11 protein-coding genes and 1 CRISPR repeat array are annotated in these 19763 nt (G+C 37.2%); of the genes, 8 read left to right on the plus strand and 3 right to left on the minus strand.

The annotated features are described in order from the left end of the window. Window positions 1–12: 12 nt before the first annotated feature. Window positions 13–942 carry a hydroxymethylbilane synthase gene (gene hemC / locus DYE19_RS07840; RefSeq protein WP_115323597.1) on the minus strand — a complete coding sequence of 310 codons (930 nt, stop codon included), beginning with the start codon at window positions 940–942 and terminating at the stop codon, window positions 13–15. A 153-nt stretch (window positions 943–1095) separates the two neighbouring features. On the opposite strand from hemC, the gene DYE19_RS07845 reads away from it, so the two are divergent. The 6 genes from DYE19_RS07845 to DYE19_RS07870 all read left to right on the plus strand — a co-directional run bounded on the left by DYE19_RS07845 (window position 1096) and on the right by DYE19_RS07870 (window position 12900). Continuing rightward, window positions 1096–3630, plus strand: coding sequence for a class I adenylate cyclase (locus tag DYE19_RS07845; RefSeq protein WP_115323598.1), 2535 nt, complete (start codon window positions 1096–1098; stop codon window positions 3628–3630). Between the two features lie 16 nt (window positions 3631–3646). Then, window positions 3647–4276, plus strand: a complete 630-nt coding sequence (locus DYE19_RS07850) for a response regulator (RefSeq protein WP_115323191.1) — start codon at window positions 3647–3649, stop codon at window positions 4274–4276. Between the two features lie 149 nt (window positions 4277–4425). Then, window positions 4426–6180: an autotransporter assembly complex protein TamA gene (gene tamA, locus DYE19_RS07855; protein ID WP_115323192.1), complete on the plus strand. Its 1755-nt coding sequence runs from the start codon at window positions 4426–4428 to the stop codon at window positions 6178–6180. Between the two features lie 39 nt (window positions 6181–6219). Further along, the gene (tamB, locus tag DYE19_RS07860; RefSeq protein WP_115323193.1) at window positions 6220–10128 is read left to right on the plus strand and encodes an autotransporter assembly complex protein TamB; all 3909 of its coding nucleotides are present in this window, start codon (window positions 6220–6222) and stop codon (window positions 10126–10128) included. Window positions 10129–10136: 8 nt separating this feature from the next. Then, window positions 10137–11687, plus strand: a complete 1551-nt coding sequence (gene ppx / locus DYE19_RS07865) for an exopolyphosphatase (protein ID WP_115323194.1) — start codon at window positions 10137–10139, stop codon at window positions 11685–11687. A gap of 373 nt (window positions 11688–12060) precedes the next feature. After that, entirely contained in the window at window positions 12061–12900 is an 840-nt protein-coding gene (locus DYE19_RS07870; protein ID WP_115323195.1) for a hypothetical protein, read from the plus strand. A gap of 139 nt (window positions 12901–13039) precedes the next feature. Here the strand turns inward: DYE19_RS07870 and glmU are convergent, their stop codons facing one another. Next, window positions 13040–14416 (minus strand): bifunctional UDP-N-acetylglucosamine diphosphorylase/glucosamine-1-phosphate N-acetyltransferase GlmU, encoded by a 1377-nt coding sequence (glmU, locus tag DYE19_RS07875; protein ID WP_115323196.1) that lies wholly within the window; start codon window positions 14414–14416, stop codon window positions 13040–13042. Between the two features lie 174 nt (window positions 14417–14590). On the opposite strand from glmU, the gene DYE19_RS07880 reads away from it, so the two are divergent. Further along, window positions 14591–15118 carry a PM1805 family lipoprotein gene (locus DYE19_RS07880; protein WP_115323197.1) on the plus strand — a complete coding sequence of 176 codons (528 nt, stop codon included), beginning with the start codon at window positions 14591–14593 and terminating at the stop codon, window positions 15116–15118. A gap of 408 nt (window positions 15119–15526) precedes the next feature. Beyond that, a CRISPR array of direct repeats spans window positions 15527–17294; the repeat unit is 28 nt; unit sequence TTTCTAAGCTGCCTATGCGGCAGTGAGC. A gap of 144 nt (window positions 17295–17438) precedes the next feature. Here the strand turns inward: DYE19_RS07880 and srmB are convergent. Further along, complete coding sequence (srmB, locus tag DYE19_RS07885; RefSeq protein WP_115323198.1) at window positions 17439–18767, minus strand: ATP-dependent RNA helicase SrmB; 1329 nt, start codon at window positions 18765–18767, stop codon at window positions 17439–17441. A 111-nt stretch (window positions 18768–18878) separates the two neighbouring features. Between srmB and DYE19_RS07890 the strand changes: the two genes are divergently transcribed. After that, window positions 18879–19592 (plus strand): tRNA1(Val) (adenine(37)-N6)-methyltransferase, encoded by a 714-nt coding sequence (locus tag DYE19_RS07890; RefSeq protein ID WP_115323199.1) that lies wholly within the window; start codon window positions 18879–18881, stop codon window positions 19590–19592. The last annotated feature ends 171 nt before the right edge of the window (window positions 19593–19763 follow it).

The following is a 19763-nucleotide window of genomic DNA, read 5'->3' on the forward strand; positions in this document are numbered from 1 at the left end:
TTCTTCCTTTCCTTATTCTGAATAAAGTTTCTGCAAAATTTTATCAGCACCTTGTTGCAAAAGCTGTTCAGCAATTTGTATACCCAACATTTCTGCATTTTCAACCGCACTTTTACCTTCAGAACGAATAATCACAGCCTCATCTAAATCGCCAACTAAGGCACGTAAATAAAGTTGGTTTTCTGCTAAAATTGCATAACCTGCGATTGGCACTTGGCAACCGCCTTGCAAATGCATATTCATAGCTCTTTCAGCTAACACACAATAAGTCGTTTCCAAATCAGCTAATGGAGCAAGCAATTGCTGGACTTCGTGATCATCTGTTCGACACTCAACTCCCACAGCGCCCTGTCCTGCTGCTGGCAAGCACTGCTCTATATCAATAAAAGAAGTAATTCGTTGTTCTAAACCTAAACGAATCAAACCCGCAGCAGCTAAAATAATGGCATCATATTCACCATTGTCTAGTTTAGCTAGCCGTGTACCTACATTACCACGCAATGAATGGATGTTTAAATCAGGACGTAATTGTTTTAATTGACACTGACGACGAAGGCTAGAGGTGCCGACAATTGCACCTTTTGGTAAGTCTATCAAACTATGGTAGGAATTTGATACAAATGCATCTCTTGGATCTTCACGTTGACAAATCACACTCAAACCAAGACCCTCAGGGAATTGCATCGGCACATCTTTCATGGAATGGACTGCAATATCCGCTTCACCATTGAGTAAAGCAACCTCAAGCTCTTTTACAAAAAGCCCTTTACCACCAATTTTTGCGAGCGGTGTATCTAAAATCACATCGCCTTTCGTCACCATAGGCACTAATTCAATCTGCAAATCAGTATGAATTTGTTGTAAACGTGCTTTGACATAATTCGCCTGCCATAACGCAAGTGGGCTTTGACGAGTGGCGATTTTTAAGATTTTTTTTGTCATCATCACAACCATTGTAGGCATAATAATTTGCTCTTATCCTACCATTGTTCCATCTAAATGTCAGTTTCCATTTAAATTTTTTGCTTTAATTTAGACCAGATGTTAGAGTAAGGTTGCAAAATGAATCGCAACGTAAATTTAGTGGGATATTATTTGAATTACGATCTCTTTAGTGCGAAGAAAAAAGTTGAGTATTTAGATAACTTACGTATTAAACGAGCTTTATCTAATGCCTCCAATGAGTTTCAGCATGTTTTTCAATTAATTACATTATTATTACATGTTAACCATCCTAATATACCGGGCTATGTGGCTGATGCACCGGCTGGGATTGTTGACTTTGAACTATCTCATTATCAACAACAATATCTTAAGCAAATTGTCCCTAATTTAGATCTTAATCATTCACTTATTCCGTCTTTTTCATATCGTGGCTTTAACGCTATTCTTGGTGTTTACGTCATGGGTAGTATTGCATCAATATCACAAACTGAGTATTCAGATTTAGATACTTGGGTCTGCCATCGTGAAGATTTGAGTGCAAGAGAAAAAGAGGCATTACAAAAGAAAGCGACACTCATTGAAGAATGGGCAATGCAATTTAGTATTGAAGTTAATTTCTATTTAATGGATCAACAACGCTTCCGCAGCTTTCGTTATGCCGAACCACTTACAGCAGAGAACTGCGGTTCGGCACAATACATGTTACTGTTAGATGAATTCTACCGTTCTGCAATTCGCTTAGCGGGCAAACCATTACTTTGGCAACATTTATTAGTTGAGCGAGAGGATCGCTATGAAAGTGAAGTTAAACGTTTAAGTAAAAGTGGACAGATCGATTTACAAGATTGGGTTGACTTTGGTGGGCTGGGACAATTTTCTGCTAACGAATATTTTGGTGCAAGTTTATGGCAACTCTATAAAGGTATTGATGCCCCCTATAAATCAGTTATCAAAATTTTGTTACTGGAAACCTACTCTTCCGAATATCCTAATACATATTTAATTGCACGTGAATTTAAAGAAGAATTACTCACAGGTAAGCTCAACCCAAGCCACAATTTTGATCCTTATCTTGCTATGTTACAACGTGCAACTCGTTATTTAACTGCACATAATGAACTCAAGCGTCTCGGATTTGTTCGCCGCAGCGTTTATCTCAAAGCGACAGAAGGGATTGATTGGCACGCACCTGAGACAAAAAACAATTGGCGTATACAACATTTACAAAAATTAATTAAAGAATGGGATTGGTCTGATTACTTAATTAACGATCTTAATCAACGTGCTCAATGGAAAATTAAACAAGTTAAAAAAGCACACAACAGTTTGATTAAATTCTTAATGCTAAGCTATCGTAATCTGGTAACATTCGCTCGTAAGCACAAAGTGAATTCTAGTATCATGCCGCAAGATATTAGTGTTTTAACACGTAAGCTTTATACTGCTTTTGAGGAATTACCAGGCAAAATCACATTACTCAATCCACAAATTTCAATGGATTTATCTGAAAAAAACCTCTTATTTTTTGAAGTAAAAAATAACAAAACCTTCAAAGATGGATGGTATGTGATTAATCAAACACCAAACGTAAAAGGTTTTGTTCAAAAACGTTATACTGAATACAGTAAAAGTTTAAATAAACTTGTTGCATGGGCTTATTTTAATGGTATTTTAACAGCTAATACGAATTTACATATTATTAGCCAGAATGTCTCTTTAGCGACTTTGCGTCATTTCGTCACTGACCTACGCCTTTCTTTTCCTGCAACAGTATCCTCCGCGACTAATGAAGACTTAGCTCATGCATGTGAGATTCGTAGTTTAATTGTTGCAGTAAATCTCACAGTTGATCCTACTAAACAAATTAAACAAACAAAAACGCGTATCCAAGCAAGTGATTTATTTAGTTTTGGGCCGAAAGAAGAAAGTTTAGTTGGAAGTATTGATATTACTTACCGTAATTTATGGAATGAAATACGGACTTTACACTTTGAAGGACCTAATGCGATTTTATTAGCCCTTAAAGTGCTCTCTAATAAAATCCATCGTGGTGCGCCTTCACCTAAATTAGTACAAGTTTTTTGTTATAGCCAACGTTATCGTAAAACATTACGTAACATCGTCACAGCGCTGATTAATCGATGTATTAGTATTCAAATTGGTACTAGCTTACCGCCACAAAATAATTTGCTACGCGTAGCAGGTAAAAACTGGCAATTTTTCTTTGAAGAAAGAGGGATCAGCCTACAAGAAATCCAAAATAATACTTTTGTCGAAACAACAGAATTTGATAGCGCCTTACAAACAGAAATAGAAGAAAAAGAAATTGCTCCTATTGATCATCCTCGTCCTTATGAGCATTCTCGTGCTTATCCACCTGAAATCGATCATTTTGCCAGTGAAGGATTTTTGCAATTTTTCTTTGAGGATAATTTAGATGGCTCATTTAATGTCTATATTTTAGATGAGTCAAATCGGATTGAGATCTACCGCAATTGTGATGGACAAAAAGAGCAAAAGGTACTTGAGATTAATCATATTTATCAATCTTCAGGCTTGGATGAAAATAATAATCCGTATAAAATTGTACAGCGTGATTTTAATTATCCGCAATTTTATCAACTATTATCACAACAAAACGGAATTAAAATTGTCCCATTCCACAGTCGATTAGCGATGGCATAACCATACCGGGGGTTACATGTTAGAAAAAACAAAAGTTTTGATTATCGATGATCATCCATTGATGCGTCGAGGAATCAAACAACTTATGGAATTAGAAGATGATTTTGAAGTTGTTGCTGACGCAGGTAGTGGCAGTGAAGGTATTACATTAGCATTACAAACCCAGCCAGATCTGATCATTCTTGATCTTAACATGAAAGGATTATCGGGCTTAGATACATTAAAAGCTTTACGAGCAGAAGGTATTGATGCACGTATTTTAATTTTAACCGTATCAGATCTAAAAAGTGATATTTTCACTTTAATTGATGCTGGTGCTGATGGTTATTTATTAAAAGATACTGAACCAGATACACTATTAAACCAAATTAAACGTATCGCACAAGGTGAGATTATCTTAAGCGATTCAATTAAACACGCACTTCTTGAGCGACAAACTACAATGGACCCTATGTATTCATTAACAGATCGTGAAATGGATGTACTCCGTTTAATTGCAACAGGCTTATCTAATAAACAAATAGCAGGGCAACTGTTCATCTCTGAAGAAACCGTTAAAGTCCATATTCGTAATCTTCTACGCAAACTAAACGTTCATTCTCGTGTAGCAGCAACAGTCCTTTACTTTGAGCATAAAGGTTTGTAATTCTATTCATTATTCACAAAGCCAATTGTTCTTATAATTGGCTTTTCTATAAAAAATTTACTAAAATTTTCAAAAAAACTACCATTCTTTGCGTTGCCAAAGCCTCTGTTTAAAAGGTACACTAAAGTAATTTTTAATTTGAGGAATCTATGAAATTATTAAGGAATACAAAAGCATGGTTTGCTACAACAGTAGCCACATTCAGTGCTATTTTATTCAGCACGTCTCCTACCTATGCACAAGTTGACCTACAAATACAAGGCATTAAAAATACACAATTAAATAATAATGTACGTATCCATACTGCAACAATAGACAAAGAAGAAGCTGATGGTTCAGAACGTCATAAACAATTAGTTCGAGAAGCAATTGATCAAGCTTTACGTGCATACGGTTATTACCAAAATAAAATTGATTTTGAATTGATAAACCGCCCGCCACAAAATGTAATTCTTATTGCACAAGTCACACTCGGTAAACCCGTTAATCTAGTAGAAACAGATGTTAAAATCGAAGGTGAGGCTAAAAATGATCCTGAATTTACGAAATTAGCACAGCAATTACCTCCAAATGGTAGCGTTTTGAATCATGAAACATATGATGATTATAAAAAGAGTATTCAGAAATTAGCACTCAGTCGGGGGTATTTTGATGGTGATTTCTTATTATCACGCCTTGAAGTTATGCCTTCTACTTTACAAGCATGGTGGCGTTTAATCTATGATAGTGGTGAGCGTTACCATTTTGGCGAAGTAACTTTCGAAAATGCTCAAATACGCGAAGATTATTTGCGTAATATGATTAATATTAAACAAGGCGACCCTTATTTAATTAATGATCTTTCTACCTTAACAAACAACTATACTTCCTCAAACTGGTTTAGTTCTGTTTTATTACAGCCTAATTTAGACGAAGAAAATAAAATTGTGAATGTTGATGTATTGCTCCAACCTCGTAAAAAAAATAGCATGGAAGTTGGGATTGGCTGGGCATCAGATGTGGGGCCACGCTTACAACTTGGTTGGACCAAGCCTTGGATCAATAACCGAGGACATAGCTTCCGCACTAATCTATATGTTTCGGCACCCAAACAAACTTTAGAAGCAACCTATAAAATGCCGTTACTGAAAAACCCTCTCAATTATTACTATGAGCTCTCAACTGGGTTTGAAAATGAAAATAAAAATGACACAGAGTCCTTTGCTTCTACTTTTTCTGCAATACGCTACTGGAACCATGCAGCAGGTTGGCAACACTCATTTGGTTTACGCGTTCGTTATGATTCTTTCATTCAAGCAAATGTAAAAGATAAAACGCTTCTTATTTATCCTACTGCCTCACTCAGACGTACTCGTTTGCAGGGAGGATTATTTCCGACATGGGGAGATGCACAAAATATCACTGTTGATTTAGGACGTACTTGGTGGTTGTCCGATGTGGATTTTTTCAAAATACAAGGGTCTAGTTTGTGGGTACGTACTTACTTACATAATCATCGTGTAGTGACTCGTCTTGAATTAGGTTGGTTACACACTAAAAATATTGAACGCATCCCCCCTGCATTACGTTTCTTCGCTGGTGGTGACCGCAGTGTACGAGGTTATGGCTACAAAAAAATTGCCCCTAAAAATGCAAATAATAAATTAGTTGGTGGTTCACGTTTGTTAACAGGTAGCCTTGAATATCAATACCAAGTATATCCTGATTGGTGGTTAGCTACTTTTGCAGATACAGGACTTGCTGCGAATATGTTTACTGCAAAAGAATTACGCTATGGTGCGGGTATGGGCGTACGCTGGGCATCCCCTGTGGGAGCTATCAAATTTGACATAGCAACTCCGATACGAGACAAAGATAATAGTAAAAATATTCAATTTTATATTGGACTTGGCGCAGAACTTTAACGCATTTAAGTGACTCCATTCTACTAACCGAGCAACAAAATGACTGAGCAAACAAAGAAAGACGAAATAGATACTGCAACGACAACAGATAGATCTAAAGTAAAAACCTCAAAACCACTTTGGCGCCGCTTATTATGTACGATAAGTGCGGTCATTGTTTTACTTATTTTTATCTTAGGCACATTGTTAGTAACCAGTACAGGGCAGCGTTGGCTCATTCAGTTAGCAGATAGATCGCTTGATAGCTTATCAGTCGAAAAAATTGAAGGTGGTTTACAAGAAGGATTAACGCTCAATAATCTTTTTTATGAGTCGACTGGAGTGAAAACACATTTGTCTCAAGCACGCTTAGAATTAGATTTAGCTTGTTTATGGCATTTACAAATTTGTCTAAAAGATATCAGTTTGTATAAACCACATATCCAAATAAATACAGCGCTTTTACCTGCAACAGAAAACAAAAAAGACAATGTTTCTAAACCAATGCGACGCATTGATTTACCAGTTTCGATACAAGTCGATAATCTATTAATTAATAAACTACGTCTAGTCATAGATGATAATAGTATTGATCTCGCCCATTTTCAAACATCCGCCAGCTTAACAAATGAATCAGGTTTTATTCTTGAACCAACGACTATTGACGAACTTTTAGTTAAAGTTTCAGCACAAGCGGAAAAAGAAAAGACACCAACAACCTATCAAGAAAAACAACCTATTGATTGGACAGAGCTTGAGCAAAAATTAGCTCAACCATTATTAGCAAAGCTCGAACAAGTCGATCTGCCTTTCGATATTAAAATTAAAGCTATCCAAGGGCAAAATTGGCAATATCAATACTTCAATAATAGCCATCAGCAACAAATTGATATCCCTCTAGTTCTTTTACAAGCTGAGGCAATAGACCATCTAGTAAAATTACATCAACTTCATATCCAAAGCTCTTTGGCTGATGTACAAGGACATGCTGAGATACAACTCAATGAAAATTTTCCCATTGAATTAAGAGTAAAAAGCCATATCCATGAATTGATGCAAGACAACAATACATTGCTACCAGAAAGTCAGCTCAATTTAGCCCTTACTGGAAGTTTAAAAAAACAGACCGCACTTTCGCTCGAAATGACAGGCGCGTTAAATGCAAATGTAAATGGAGTGATTGCACTTAACCAAGCTAAAACGCCTTTTGAGCTAAAATTAATAGCGCAGGATTTCCGCTATCCGTTTAACACGGCTGAATCAAATCCACTGCAAGTGCCACAACTGAATTTAGATGTTAGTGGTGACCTACTTAACTATCAATTACAACTCAATACCTCAGTACAAGGCATGAATCTGCCAAAAACAGATCTCCACTTACAAGCAAAGGGAGAATTACAATCAGTCGAAATTGAACAATTACATCTTGATACATTAAAAGGCTCTGCTGATATGCAGGGAAAAATTGGCTGGCGTGATGGTGTACAATGGTACAGTGATTTAAAACTAAGCCACTTAAATTTAAGCGATTATGTTGCTGACTTACCGACAATTCTATCAGGTGGCATCTTCTCAACAGGTATTATTACTGATCAAGTCCTCTTATTTGATATTCCAGAATTAGACTTACAGGGCAGCTTATCCAATCGCCCTCTCGTCATGAAAGGCATTCTTAGTTTTGGTGTGGATACAAATTTCCACAGCCCTTCATTAAAAGCACCAGCACTATTACTCAGTTATGGTAATAACAATATTAATGTAGCAGGCTTTATTGGCAAGGAGTCTGAGCTCGAAGTCGATATTGATGCACCTGATTTACGAGGCTTAGTCCCTAATTTATCTGCAAGTTTACAAGGTAAAGTAAATCTCACTGGTCATATCGCTCAACCCATAATTGATGCCGATATCATAGGTAACCAAATTAAATTTAATGAATTTAACCTTAATAAGATCTTATTAAAAGGACAAGTAGATTTGGCAAATCAAAGCCAAGGACAACTTGATCTTCAGCTTGATAACTTAAATTATGGTGATGTGAAACTAAATAATGCGAAATTAGCATTACAAGGGAATGAACACGCTCATCAATTAAATCTCAGCTCACAAGGTACACCTGTCGCTCCAAACTTGAATATTGAAGGTAGCTTTGACCGTAAAACACAAATTTGGCAAGGTACATTAAGCCAAGTAGCAATTCAATCTCTCGCAGGACCATGGAATATTAATCAAAATGTGCCATTAAGTTACGCTCATGAAACGGCACAGATGCAAATCAATGCACATTGTTGGCAAAATCCGAATATTGAACTTTGTTTTCCACAAAACTTCCGTGTTGGCAAAACAGGAGAGATTCCTTTCCAACTTAAAAAATTCGACTTAGCATTGATCAATAAACTTATCCAACAAGAACTATTAACGGGTCAGTTACAAAGTCAGGGAAATGTTGCATGGTTTACAGATAAACCTGTTGAATTGACAGTACAACTCAGTGGAGATAATTTACATTTAGCACAAAAAATTGATTATAGAACCTTTAAGTTGACAATGCCCAAATTGACTGTCAATGCAGATTTACAAAACAACAATTTAACCGTTAAATCTAACTTACTCTTACAAGAACAAGGCAATATTAGTACTAATCTAGAAATCAAAGATTTAGCAAAAACACGTCAGTTAGGTGGTACATTCACTATCCATAAACTCAATTTAAGTTTAATTAACCAATTGCTTTCAAATAATGAAAAACTCCATGGTGATATTACTGCCGATTTAAAATTCGGTGGTTCATTGAATACACCAAGTCTCAACGGGGTATTCAACATTAATAATTTGACTGCCAAAATGAAGTCACTGCCATTTGATATTAATGGTGGTGAACTCGCATTGAATTTTCAGGGTAACCGCTCCACTTTACGTGGGCATTTACAAACACCAGATAGCCGCCTCAACTTGGATGGCGAAGCAAGCTGGCAAAATTTAGAGAATTGGAATTCACGCTTACATGCTCAAGCAGAACAATTTAAAGTAGATATTCCCTCTATAGCAAAACTTAAAATTAGCCCGAATATTGAAATAAAAGCAAGTCCAAAACGTTTAGAATTATCTGGCAATATTGATATTCCTTGGGCAAGAATAGAAATTGAAAGTTTACCTGAAACCGCCGTATCAGTCAGTGCAGATGAAGTCATCTTAGATGGGAAGCCTAAAACTAAAATGAAAGCCAACTTACCTGCAAAAACTAAATCAGGTATGGAAATTCTTTCTGACTTAAAAATTAATATCGGACGAGATGTCTATCTTAACGCCTATGGACTAAAAACCAATTTACACGGTTTACTGAGTGTCAAACAAGAGAAAGGCAATTTAGGGCTATTTGGTCAGGTTTATTTAAGTAATGGGCGTTATGCCTCTTTCGGGCAAGATTTACTGATCCGTAAAGGCATGATCAGTTTCTCAGGTCAACCTTCACAACCAATGTTAAATATCGAAGCGATCCGAAATCCTGAATCCATGGATACGTCTGGTATTATCGCAGGTATCAAAGTATTGGGTCTTGCTGAGAATCCAGAAATTAAAGTGTTCTCTGAACCTGGGATGTCACAAGATCAAGCACTTTCTTATGTACTCACAGGCCGCTCGCTAGAAAATAGTGGTGAAGCAGGTTCTGGTGGCTCAATTGGTGCAGCATTATTAGGTCTTGGCTTAGCCAAAAGTGGGAAAGCGGTTGGTGGTCTAGGTCAGGCTTTTGGTATCCAAGATCTCAACTTAGGTACACAAGGAGTAGGTGACAGCTCTAAAGTAGTCGTAAGTGGAAATATTACACCACGCTTACAAGTTAAATATGGCGTTGGGTTATTTGATGGTTTAGCTGAGTTTACTGTACGTTATCGCTTGCTACCAAAACTTTATTTGCAATCAGTTTCAGGTGTAACACAAGCCGTTGATTTGCTTTATCAATTTGAATTTTAAGGAATCCTATGAATAACCAAAATCTGATAGCAAAAGTAACCGAACTGACACCGCTCACTCGCACTGAAGTGAAAGAAATAGCAGCAATTGATCTTGGTTCCAACAGTTTTCACATGATTATCGCGCGTATTATGAATGGCTCTATTCAAATTCTGTCGCGCTTAAAACAAAAAGTCCAATTAGCTGAAGGATTAGATGAGAATGATGTGTTAAGCCAAGCTGCGATCACTCGTGGGGTAAATTGTTTAGCCTTATTTGCTGAGCGCCTACAAGGCTTTGCGCCTGAGAATGTGAATGTTGTTGGAACTTATACCTTACGCCGCGCAGTCAATAATCAAGAATTCTTGCGCCAAGCTAAAGCTGTTTTCCCTTATCCGATTAACATCATTACAGGTAAAACTGAAGCAAAAACAATTTATGCTGGTGTATCGCATACACAGCCTGAAACAGGCAGAAAATTCGTCATAGATATTGGTGGTGGTTCTACTGAAATGATTATCGGTGAAAATTTTACACCCCTACTCGCTGAAAGTCGCCATATGGGTTGTGTCAGTTTTGCTAAAAAGTTTTTCCCTAATGGCGTCATTAGCCAACAACATTTTCATCATGCCCGCCAAGCAGCACTTATGAAAATTGAAGACTTAGCCTTTGAATATCGTCATTTAGGTTGGGATGTGGTGCTGGGTTCATCAGGTACTATCAAGACAGTTTATCAAGTCATTATGTCGAATATTGATCCAAATGGCATGATCACACCACAACGGCTTAACCAACTGATTGAGCGCACATTACAAAGCTCTCATTTTGATGAATTAAAGCTCTCTGGTCTCATTGAAGAACGTGCTGATGTCTTTGTTCCTGGCTTAGCTATTTTAAGTGCCGTGTTTGAAACATTTGACATTCAACAAATGCGCTATTCCGATGGGGCATTACGTGAAGGCGTAATGTATAGCTTAGAAAAGAACTTCCAAGTGACCAACATCCGCCAACGTACTGCCCTAGGTTTGGCTGAGCAATTTGCAATTGATCTGGCTCAGGCTGAACGAGTGTATCAAAGTGCAAAATTGCTTGGTTCACAGTACACCCATTGGCAAAAACCTGAGCTCGCCGAAGAAATGAGCGAAATTTTGCTTTGGGCAGCTAAATTGCATGAAGTTGGCATTGTGATCAACCATAAAGGAATGCAAAAGCATTCTGCATATATTTTACAAAATATCGAACTACCTGGCTTTGATAAAGAGCAGCAGCGCTTGTTAACAACTCTAGTACGTTATCAAATTAACTTATTCAAGCTTAGTGATTTCACAAAATTTTCTCGCTATCACGAACAAGATGTATTGGCTTTAATACGTTTACTCCGTTTAGCAATCATGCTGAATAAGTCTCGCCAAGCCACTGAGAAAACCGAGAGAATTTCGCTGAAAACAGACCGCTCTTTAAGTCATTGGCAGGTTACTTTTGCGAATGATTATTTAACCCACACACCATTAGTGCATAACGAGTTAAAAGCCGAAAAACGTCTCTTAAATGAGATTGGACTAGAACTCCATTTTAATTAAGTTTTGTATTCTTTCCCCTCTTTTTTAGAGAGGGGGAATTAATAATTAAATGTATTTTAAATCCGCGTTATTCCTCTAACGTATTATTTCATTAATTAATCAGACAAATAATTATTCTCTATTCCATTTATATTTTATAATGTTATTTTATATCAAAAAATATTCATATTTATCATAAAAAACCCTTTTAATTAATCTCTTATTTTTATTTTTTGCATAAAAAAATGATTAATAAATCGCCATAACATAAATAACATTTAAGCAAACAGATTTATTCTCTCTATACATAATAAAAAAAATCAAGGTAAAATAGAAACACATTATTTAAGGATATAAATAATTTTTAATGTAAAAACGAAAAGGACTTTAATAAATGAAAAAATCTATTTTAAAAATAAGCTTACTTATTAGCTTATCTACTCTCTTTTCTGCTTGTGGTAGCCACAAACCTAATCATCACTCCGATATGCAATCTAACAAGAAACCACCTATAAATAAAACCGCTCCCAAAGATAAAGAAAAAGATTCTATAAAGTGGGTAGGGAAAGAATGTGTTTATGGCGTATGTAAAACTAATAATATAAAAAAACCAAATGAAATAACCATCGAAAACATCAGCAAAACCAATTCTTCTAAAGAAAAAGAAAAAATAACCACCATTTCACTTTCAGTAGGCGAAAATAAAAATAAAGACAATCAGCACGAATATAAGATTACATTACTACAAGAAAATCAGATCGATCTCGCTTATTATGGATATAGTATTTATAACAATACGCCGAATAAAAAGAAAAGAGTTAAAATTCTCTCTGGTATAAATGAAAATTATATTAATAACAAATCCTTACCAACTGATTTCAATGCTAAATATGAAGGAAAAAATAGTTTTATTTATACTAATTTTTCAAATTTTGACGAGGATCATAAGGCCCAATATGCGGATATTACATTAAACTATAATAATGGAAGTATTAGTGGCTCTGTTACTAAGATAAAAGAATCTAATGAAGTTATATTTGATATTACAAAAGGAGAACATAATTCCTTATTATTTACCCCAACAAACAAATCTGGTATTGCTCAAGAGGATGTGAGTCTATTTGACATCAAGTTCATTGATTCAATCAAAAATAAAGATGATCGTAAATATATCATTGGCACAGGAATAGGATATGATTGGATGGGTACTTTCTCTGCAGAGAAAAAACAATAACAACTAATCTTTTTTATTCAAATTAACATTAACTCATCACTGTTAGCGAATTAATCTAGCTATAAAAAATTAGGCATACATACACTGTATGCCTATATTACATTTCTTATGATCTATCATTTATTACAATACAGTGCGGTCATTTTTTTCCTTGTTTTGTTGGGCGTTGCCAGTCTGTAATATGGCGCTGTCGTACTCGGCTAATTACTAACTCGCCACTATATACATTGTCAGTTACTGTCGTACCTGCACCAATTGTCGCACCATTTTCCACTGTAACTGGCGCAATCAATTGTACATCAGATCCCACAAATACATTATCGCCAATCACCGTTTTAAATTTATTAGCCCCATCATAATTACAAGTAATCACACCTGCACCAATATTACAATCTTGCCCAATTTCAGCATCACCTATATAACTCAGATGATTCACTTTTGAACCCTGACCAATATTCGCTTTTTTAATTTCAACAAAATTACCAATATGCGTTTCTGCAGCTAATGTTGCACCTGGTCGTAAACGTGAAAACGGTCCCACTTGAGATAAACGACCAACTTGTGCATCTTCTAATACAGAATAAGGCTTAATTTCTACATCATCACCAATTTCACAATTTTTCAATACACAGCCTGCACCAATACGCACACGATTACCTAATTTGACGTATCCCTCAATCACAACGTTAATATCAATTTCCACATCTCTACCATGTACTAGTTCACCACGTAAATCAAAACGTGTAGGATCCGCTAAAGCTACCCCTGCTAATAACAATTTATCCGCTTGTTTACGCTGATAATAACGTTCTAATCGAGCAAGTTGCTGACGATTATTCACACCCTCTACTTCCATAAAATCCTCAGCTTGTACCGCCGTAACTTGACAACCATCTTGATTAGCAAGGCTAATAATATCCGTAATATAGTACTCCCCTTGCGCATTATGATTAGTTAACTGACTTAACCATTTTTTCAAACTCTTACCGTCAGCCACTAATACACCCGTATTAATTTCTTGAATTTTTAGCTGCTCAGGGTTGGCATCTTTCTGTTCAACAATAGCAACTACATTGCCTTTTTCACGCACAATACGCCCATATCCTGTCGGATCATCTAACATAACAGTTAATAATGCGATACCATTTATTGGCTTCGCTGCAATTAATTTTTGTAACGTTTCTGCACGGATAAGTGGACCATCACCATATAGCATTAAAATATTTTCATCATCATTAAAAAACGGTGCGGCTTGTTGCATTGCATGCCCAGTGCCTAGTTGCTGTGCTTGTAATACCCAATTCACTGGCTCATCTTTTAAATGTTGTTGCATGACATCCCCACCATGCCCATAAACTAAATGAATATTTTTAGCATGAATTGATTTCACTGTATCAATCACATGTTTTACCATAGGTTTTCCTGCTATTTTATGCAGTACTTTAGGCAAATCCGAGTACATACGCGTACCTTTACCCGCCGCTAAAATAACGATACTTAATGCTTTAGCTTCCATAATATTCTCTTATTAACTAATAAAATGATGTTCTCAAATTATAATCCAACTTAATTATAAAAATAAGCTTCCCCTAGATAAAACAAGGAAATTGTCAGCTTATACAAAGCGGTGTATAGTACTAACTCGGCTATTAATACTAGCCATTTGGATAAAATTTTAAGGATTAACCATATGAATAGACTATCAAAAATCAGTGCAATCACACTTTGCGCATTGTCTTTAGTCGCTTGTGACCAGTTCACAAGTAGCCAAGAAAAAACACAAGGAAACGTATCGACAGCGCATGTACAAGTTGATCCAAAAGCAGATTTTGCTCTCTTTACTGAATTTCAACTTGCACAAAATGAAAAAGTGGCTCAATTAAACCAACAACTAGTTGAAATTTTGCAATCAGGTGACAAAAAAGCCTTAGAAACTCTATTAGTTACATTTTCAAAAGAAATTAATAGTATTGTAAAAGAATTAGATGCATTAGCTATTTATAGTGCAGAAGTTCGTGCTCTAAAAGAAAAAGCAAAAATCTTACTTGTTACTTCATCAGAACTAATGACAGATAATGTAAAACTACAGCAAAATCCTTCCGAAGCTGGTGGGCAAGCATTATTGGTGAAAAGAGATGTACTACTTAAAATCACTGATGAGTTTACACAACTAAATAACGAGTTAGCACAAAAATACGGTACCCCAGCAACCCAATAACGCGTTATAAAACAGAAGAAAAATCAACCGCACTTTTACATACCGACAAAAGTGCGGCTGTCTTTTTGTTCTTCTTATCAAGTTAAAAACAAAATGTACAACGATAAAATAGACAAAACAAACTAAACTGGCTTGCACAACAATTAGTATCCGATGCTTTATTTTCCGTCTTTAACTACCTATACGGCAGTGAGCATGTACCGCCAATCGCTTTTAAATACCCATGTTTTCTAAGCTGCCTATGCGGCAGTGAGCAAGATGTCAACTTAAAAATAATGCTTTCTTGATTTCTAAGCTGCCTATGCGGCAGTGAGCCGACAAAAACCACCGCACTTTTCCCTTCGCACTTTCTAAGCTGCCTATGCGGGCAGTGAGCACGGGACTTGATAACATAATTGATGGGTTAATTTTCTAAGCTGCCTATGCGGCAGTGAGCAAACGCGTCAAAAATTCGGCGGGGGAGGAAGTTTTCTAAGCTGCCTATGCGGCAGTGATCTGAGGGTGACAGAAAACACGATTATCCCACGCTTTCTAAGCTGCCTATGCGGCAGTGAGCCGACCGTCAAAACATCTGCAGGGCATTGATAATTTCTAAGCTGCCTATGCGGCAGTGAGCTGGACGGTTAATAGCGATTTTTTTACCCGCAATTTCTAAGCTGCCTATGCGGCAGTGAGCCTAACGGAAATCAAGTGAGCATTGGTTTCGTTTTTCTAAGCTGCCTATGCGGCAGTGAGCTGCGCTTGATTCAGTCGCTGGATAACGAAACATTTCTAAGCTGCCTATGCGGCAGTGAGCTGATTTGTGTGCAATAGCCCGCTTTGTTGTTCTTTCTAAGCTGCCTATGCGGCAGTGAGCTGGTTTATTGGTAAGCACGGGCAGGATGAAGCTTTCTAAGCTGCCTATGCGGCAGTGAGCTAAACGGAATTTCAGAACTTGCTTTAAAATTATTTCTAAGCTGCCTATGCGGCAGTGAGCAAAAAGGCAAACACGCTAAATACGTCTTTGTTTTTCTAAGCTGCCTATGCGGCAGTGAGCCCTTTATATAATCATCGTCTTTAATCCAGTTCTTTCTAAGCTGCCTATGCGGCAGTGAGCCGTTTTCAATATCATCAAGAACAACTAAATCTTTTCTAAGCTGCCTATGCGGCAGTGAGCCTCTTTAGTGCCAGCTTCCTCGTGCATTTCAATTTCTAAGCTGCCTATGCGGCAGTGAGCAACCGTCGTATGGCGACTTATTCGGCATATGCTTTCTAAGCTGCCTATGCGGCAGTGAGCATGTATCAAGATCTGCTTGGCTTGGTCTTAATTTTCTAAGCTGCCTATGCGGCAGTGAGCTGACCGGCGCGAATCAGAAAGTACAAGTCGCATTTCTAAGCTGCCTATGCGGCAGTGAGCAAAATGTTTGAAAAAGTTCAATCTGTTCCTCTTTTCTAAGCTGCCTATGCGGCAGTGAGCTGCTTGTAGTGTTCTGCAAGCTTCGCAATAATTTTCTAAGCTGCCTATGCGGCAGTGAGCGTAAATCATTCTTATTCTGCCGCGCCCGCGTTTTTCTAAGCTGCCTATGCGGCAGTGAGCTGATTAGCACTTTTTCTTTTGGCGATTTACGATTTCTAAGCTGCCTATGCGGCAGTGAGCGTGGATTATTTTCTCTCTTGAAATCAAGTTTCTTTCTAAGCTGCCTATGCGGCAGTGAGCTTATTCAAGTGTTTTTGGAGAATTTTAGTATTTTTCTAAGCTGCCTATGCGGCAGTGAGCTTCAAGTTCAACTTCATCAATGGAAAGATAATTTTCTAAGCTGCCTATGCGGCAGTGAGCGTGCAACTTCTCACGTTTAAAATGCGAGTTCCTTTCTAAGCTGCCTATGCGGCAGTGAGCTTTAGAACATTTGAAGACTGCAACACGCCAGATTTCTAAGCTGCCTATGCGGCAGTGAGCATGGGAAAAGCACTGATAACAAAGTGAAAGTGTTTCTAAGCTGCCTATGCGGCAGTGAGCAAAACAAATTACTGCAATATAAACAATAAAAATTTCTAAGCTGCCTATGCGGCAGTGAGCTCGCCTGCGGTTGACCGCTTAATGCAGCAATTTTTCTAAGCTGCCTATGCGGCAGTGAGCAAGAATTTTCAACAATCCTACAGCTTCTGATTTTTCTAAGCTGCCTATGCGGCAGTGAGCTTTGGCAGTTTAATTCAGACCTCAATATTTATCAAGCTTTTGCACATTTTATATACAAAAACCCTTTTTTTAGCTATAAAAATAACCCTTTGATTTTATTAGATAAAAAACTCATTAAGAAAAAAGGGTTACCTGTATAATAAATTAATCAGTTTGGCTGACTTGTCCGCTGGGTTTACGGCGCTTACCAATATTTTTGCTATCTTTATGCCGTATTTTTACTTTTTTCTGCTGTATTTGTTTTTGCTTTTCTTCTCGTTTTGCTTTGATTCGTGCTTTTTGCTTTTTGCTGATTGTTTTCACTTCACCATCTTTAGGCGCTTTAGTACGAGGCTCTAGACCTTCAATAGTACGTGCTTTTAATAGTTCATCAGTGTAGCGTTTAACTTTGCCCAACAATTTGTAATCATGAGCTTCAATAAACGAAACAGCAACACCTTTTTTTCCCGCTCGAGCAGTGCGCCCAATACGATGTAAATAAGTGTCTGCACTGTAAGGTAAATCAAAATTCATTACATGGCTAACATCCTCAATATCAATACCACGTGCAGCTACATCTGTAGCAACTAATACAGTAACGATGCCATTTTTTAGCTTATCAATCGCATTATTACGTTGCGTTTGTGCCATTTCACCTTCTAAGTGAGTCGAGCGAATACCTCGTTTACGCAAGGTTTCAGATAAAACTCGAGTATCTTCACGACGACGTACAAATACAATACCTCGTGATACTTGTTCTTGTTCAATAAAACGTGCTAATAGCTTAGTTTTATGTTCATAACTATCTGCATGGTAGTACCATTGCTGGATTTTTTTACGCTCACGACGGCTTGGTTCGGCATCTACTTGGACAGGTTCGGTTAATAGACGAGAGGCAAAATCAATCAACAGCTCCCCTTCTAATGTCGCAGAAAAAAGCAGTGTTTGTTGACGCCAACGCGTTTCTGCAGCAATTTTCTCTGCATCTTGCCCAAACCCCATCTGTAACATGCGATCCGCTTCATCAAAAATAAGAATTTCGACGGAACGACAATCAAAGTTTTCTTCTTTAATGTACTGTAATAAGCGCCCCGGTGTTGCAACAACAATATCTTGATTCTTATTAAACACTTCACCGTGATTTTGATAAGCAACGCCGCCAGTGATAGTCGCAATACTTAAGTGAGTAAAGGTTGCGAATATCTCTGCTTGTTCTGCCACTTGCATCGCTAATTCACGTGTGGGTGTTAAAATCAAAACACGTGGCGCACCTGGCTTACGACGAGGATAATCTAATAAGTGTTGAATGGCTGGTAAAAGAAAGGCCGCCGTTTTGCCCGTTCCTGTTGGTGCAGAACCTAAAATATCTCGTTGTTCCATTGCAGCAGGAATGGCTTGTTGCTGAATAGCAGTAGGGCGAATATAGCCTTTTTGTTTCAGTGCCTTAAGTAAGGCAGGATCAAGATCAAAATCGTCGAAATGTGCTAATGTCATGGTTTGTGAGTTTCTATTAATGAAAAATTGTGGCAGATTATAGCGTACTTTGTACTTATCACGAAATGAAGAAAAACGGTATAGCAAGTGCGGGCTGTTTTAAGGAAATTTATGTCAGCTAAAAATAATGGTTTTACTTTTAAGCAATTTCATATCCATCATGATCGCTGTGCGATGAAAGTAGGGACAGACGGTATTTTATTAGGCGCTTGGGCAGAAGTAAAAGAAGCTAAACGAATATTAGATCTGGGTACAGGTACAGGCTTAATTGCTTTAATGTTAGCACAACGTAGTAACGTAGAAAGCCATATTTGGGCTATTGAATTAGATCACGACGCATTTTTACAAGCAAAAACCAATATTGAACAATCAAAATGGGCAGCAAAAGTGAGTTTACTAGAACAAGATGTGGCAAACTTTTGTCTCAATACACAAGAAAATTTTGATTTAATTGTTGCCAACCCGCCTTATTTTCCACAAGGTGTAGCTTGTCGCACGGAACAGCGTCAGCTTGCACGTTATGCTCAACAACAAACACATGCTGATTGGCTTCATTTCGCCACTCATTGTCTTACTGAACAAGGTAAAATAAGTTTAGTCCTTCCCTATGAAGCTGGTAAAACTTTGTTAAAACAGACCGCACTTTATTGTACGCAGTACTGCGAAGTCATCACCAAACAAGGTAAATCACCACAACGTTTGTTACTGACTTTTTCCACACAGTCTCACGTAACTCAAAAAAGCCAGATAATGATTTACGATAAAAACAACCAATATCACCCCGATTTCATCGCACTTACTCGCGAATTTTACCTTAAATTTTAAACTATCCACTTGATATTTAAATACTTTATTTCTAAATCAAACTCGTTCGATAATTTCCAATTTGCTTATTTGGTAGTGATTAAAATAATATCAAAATAGACTTATTGTTTAATAAATAAGAAGTGGAGAAACATTTTGGAGCATAAAAAATCCCCCTTAATTAGAATTAAG

It is taken from the genome of Pasteurella canis (genome assembly GCF_900454865.1).
Classification (GTDB): Bacteria; Pseudomonadota; Gammaproteobacteria; order Enterobacterales; family Pasteurellaceae; genus Pasteurella; species Pasteurella canis.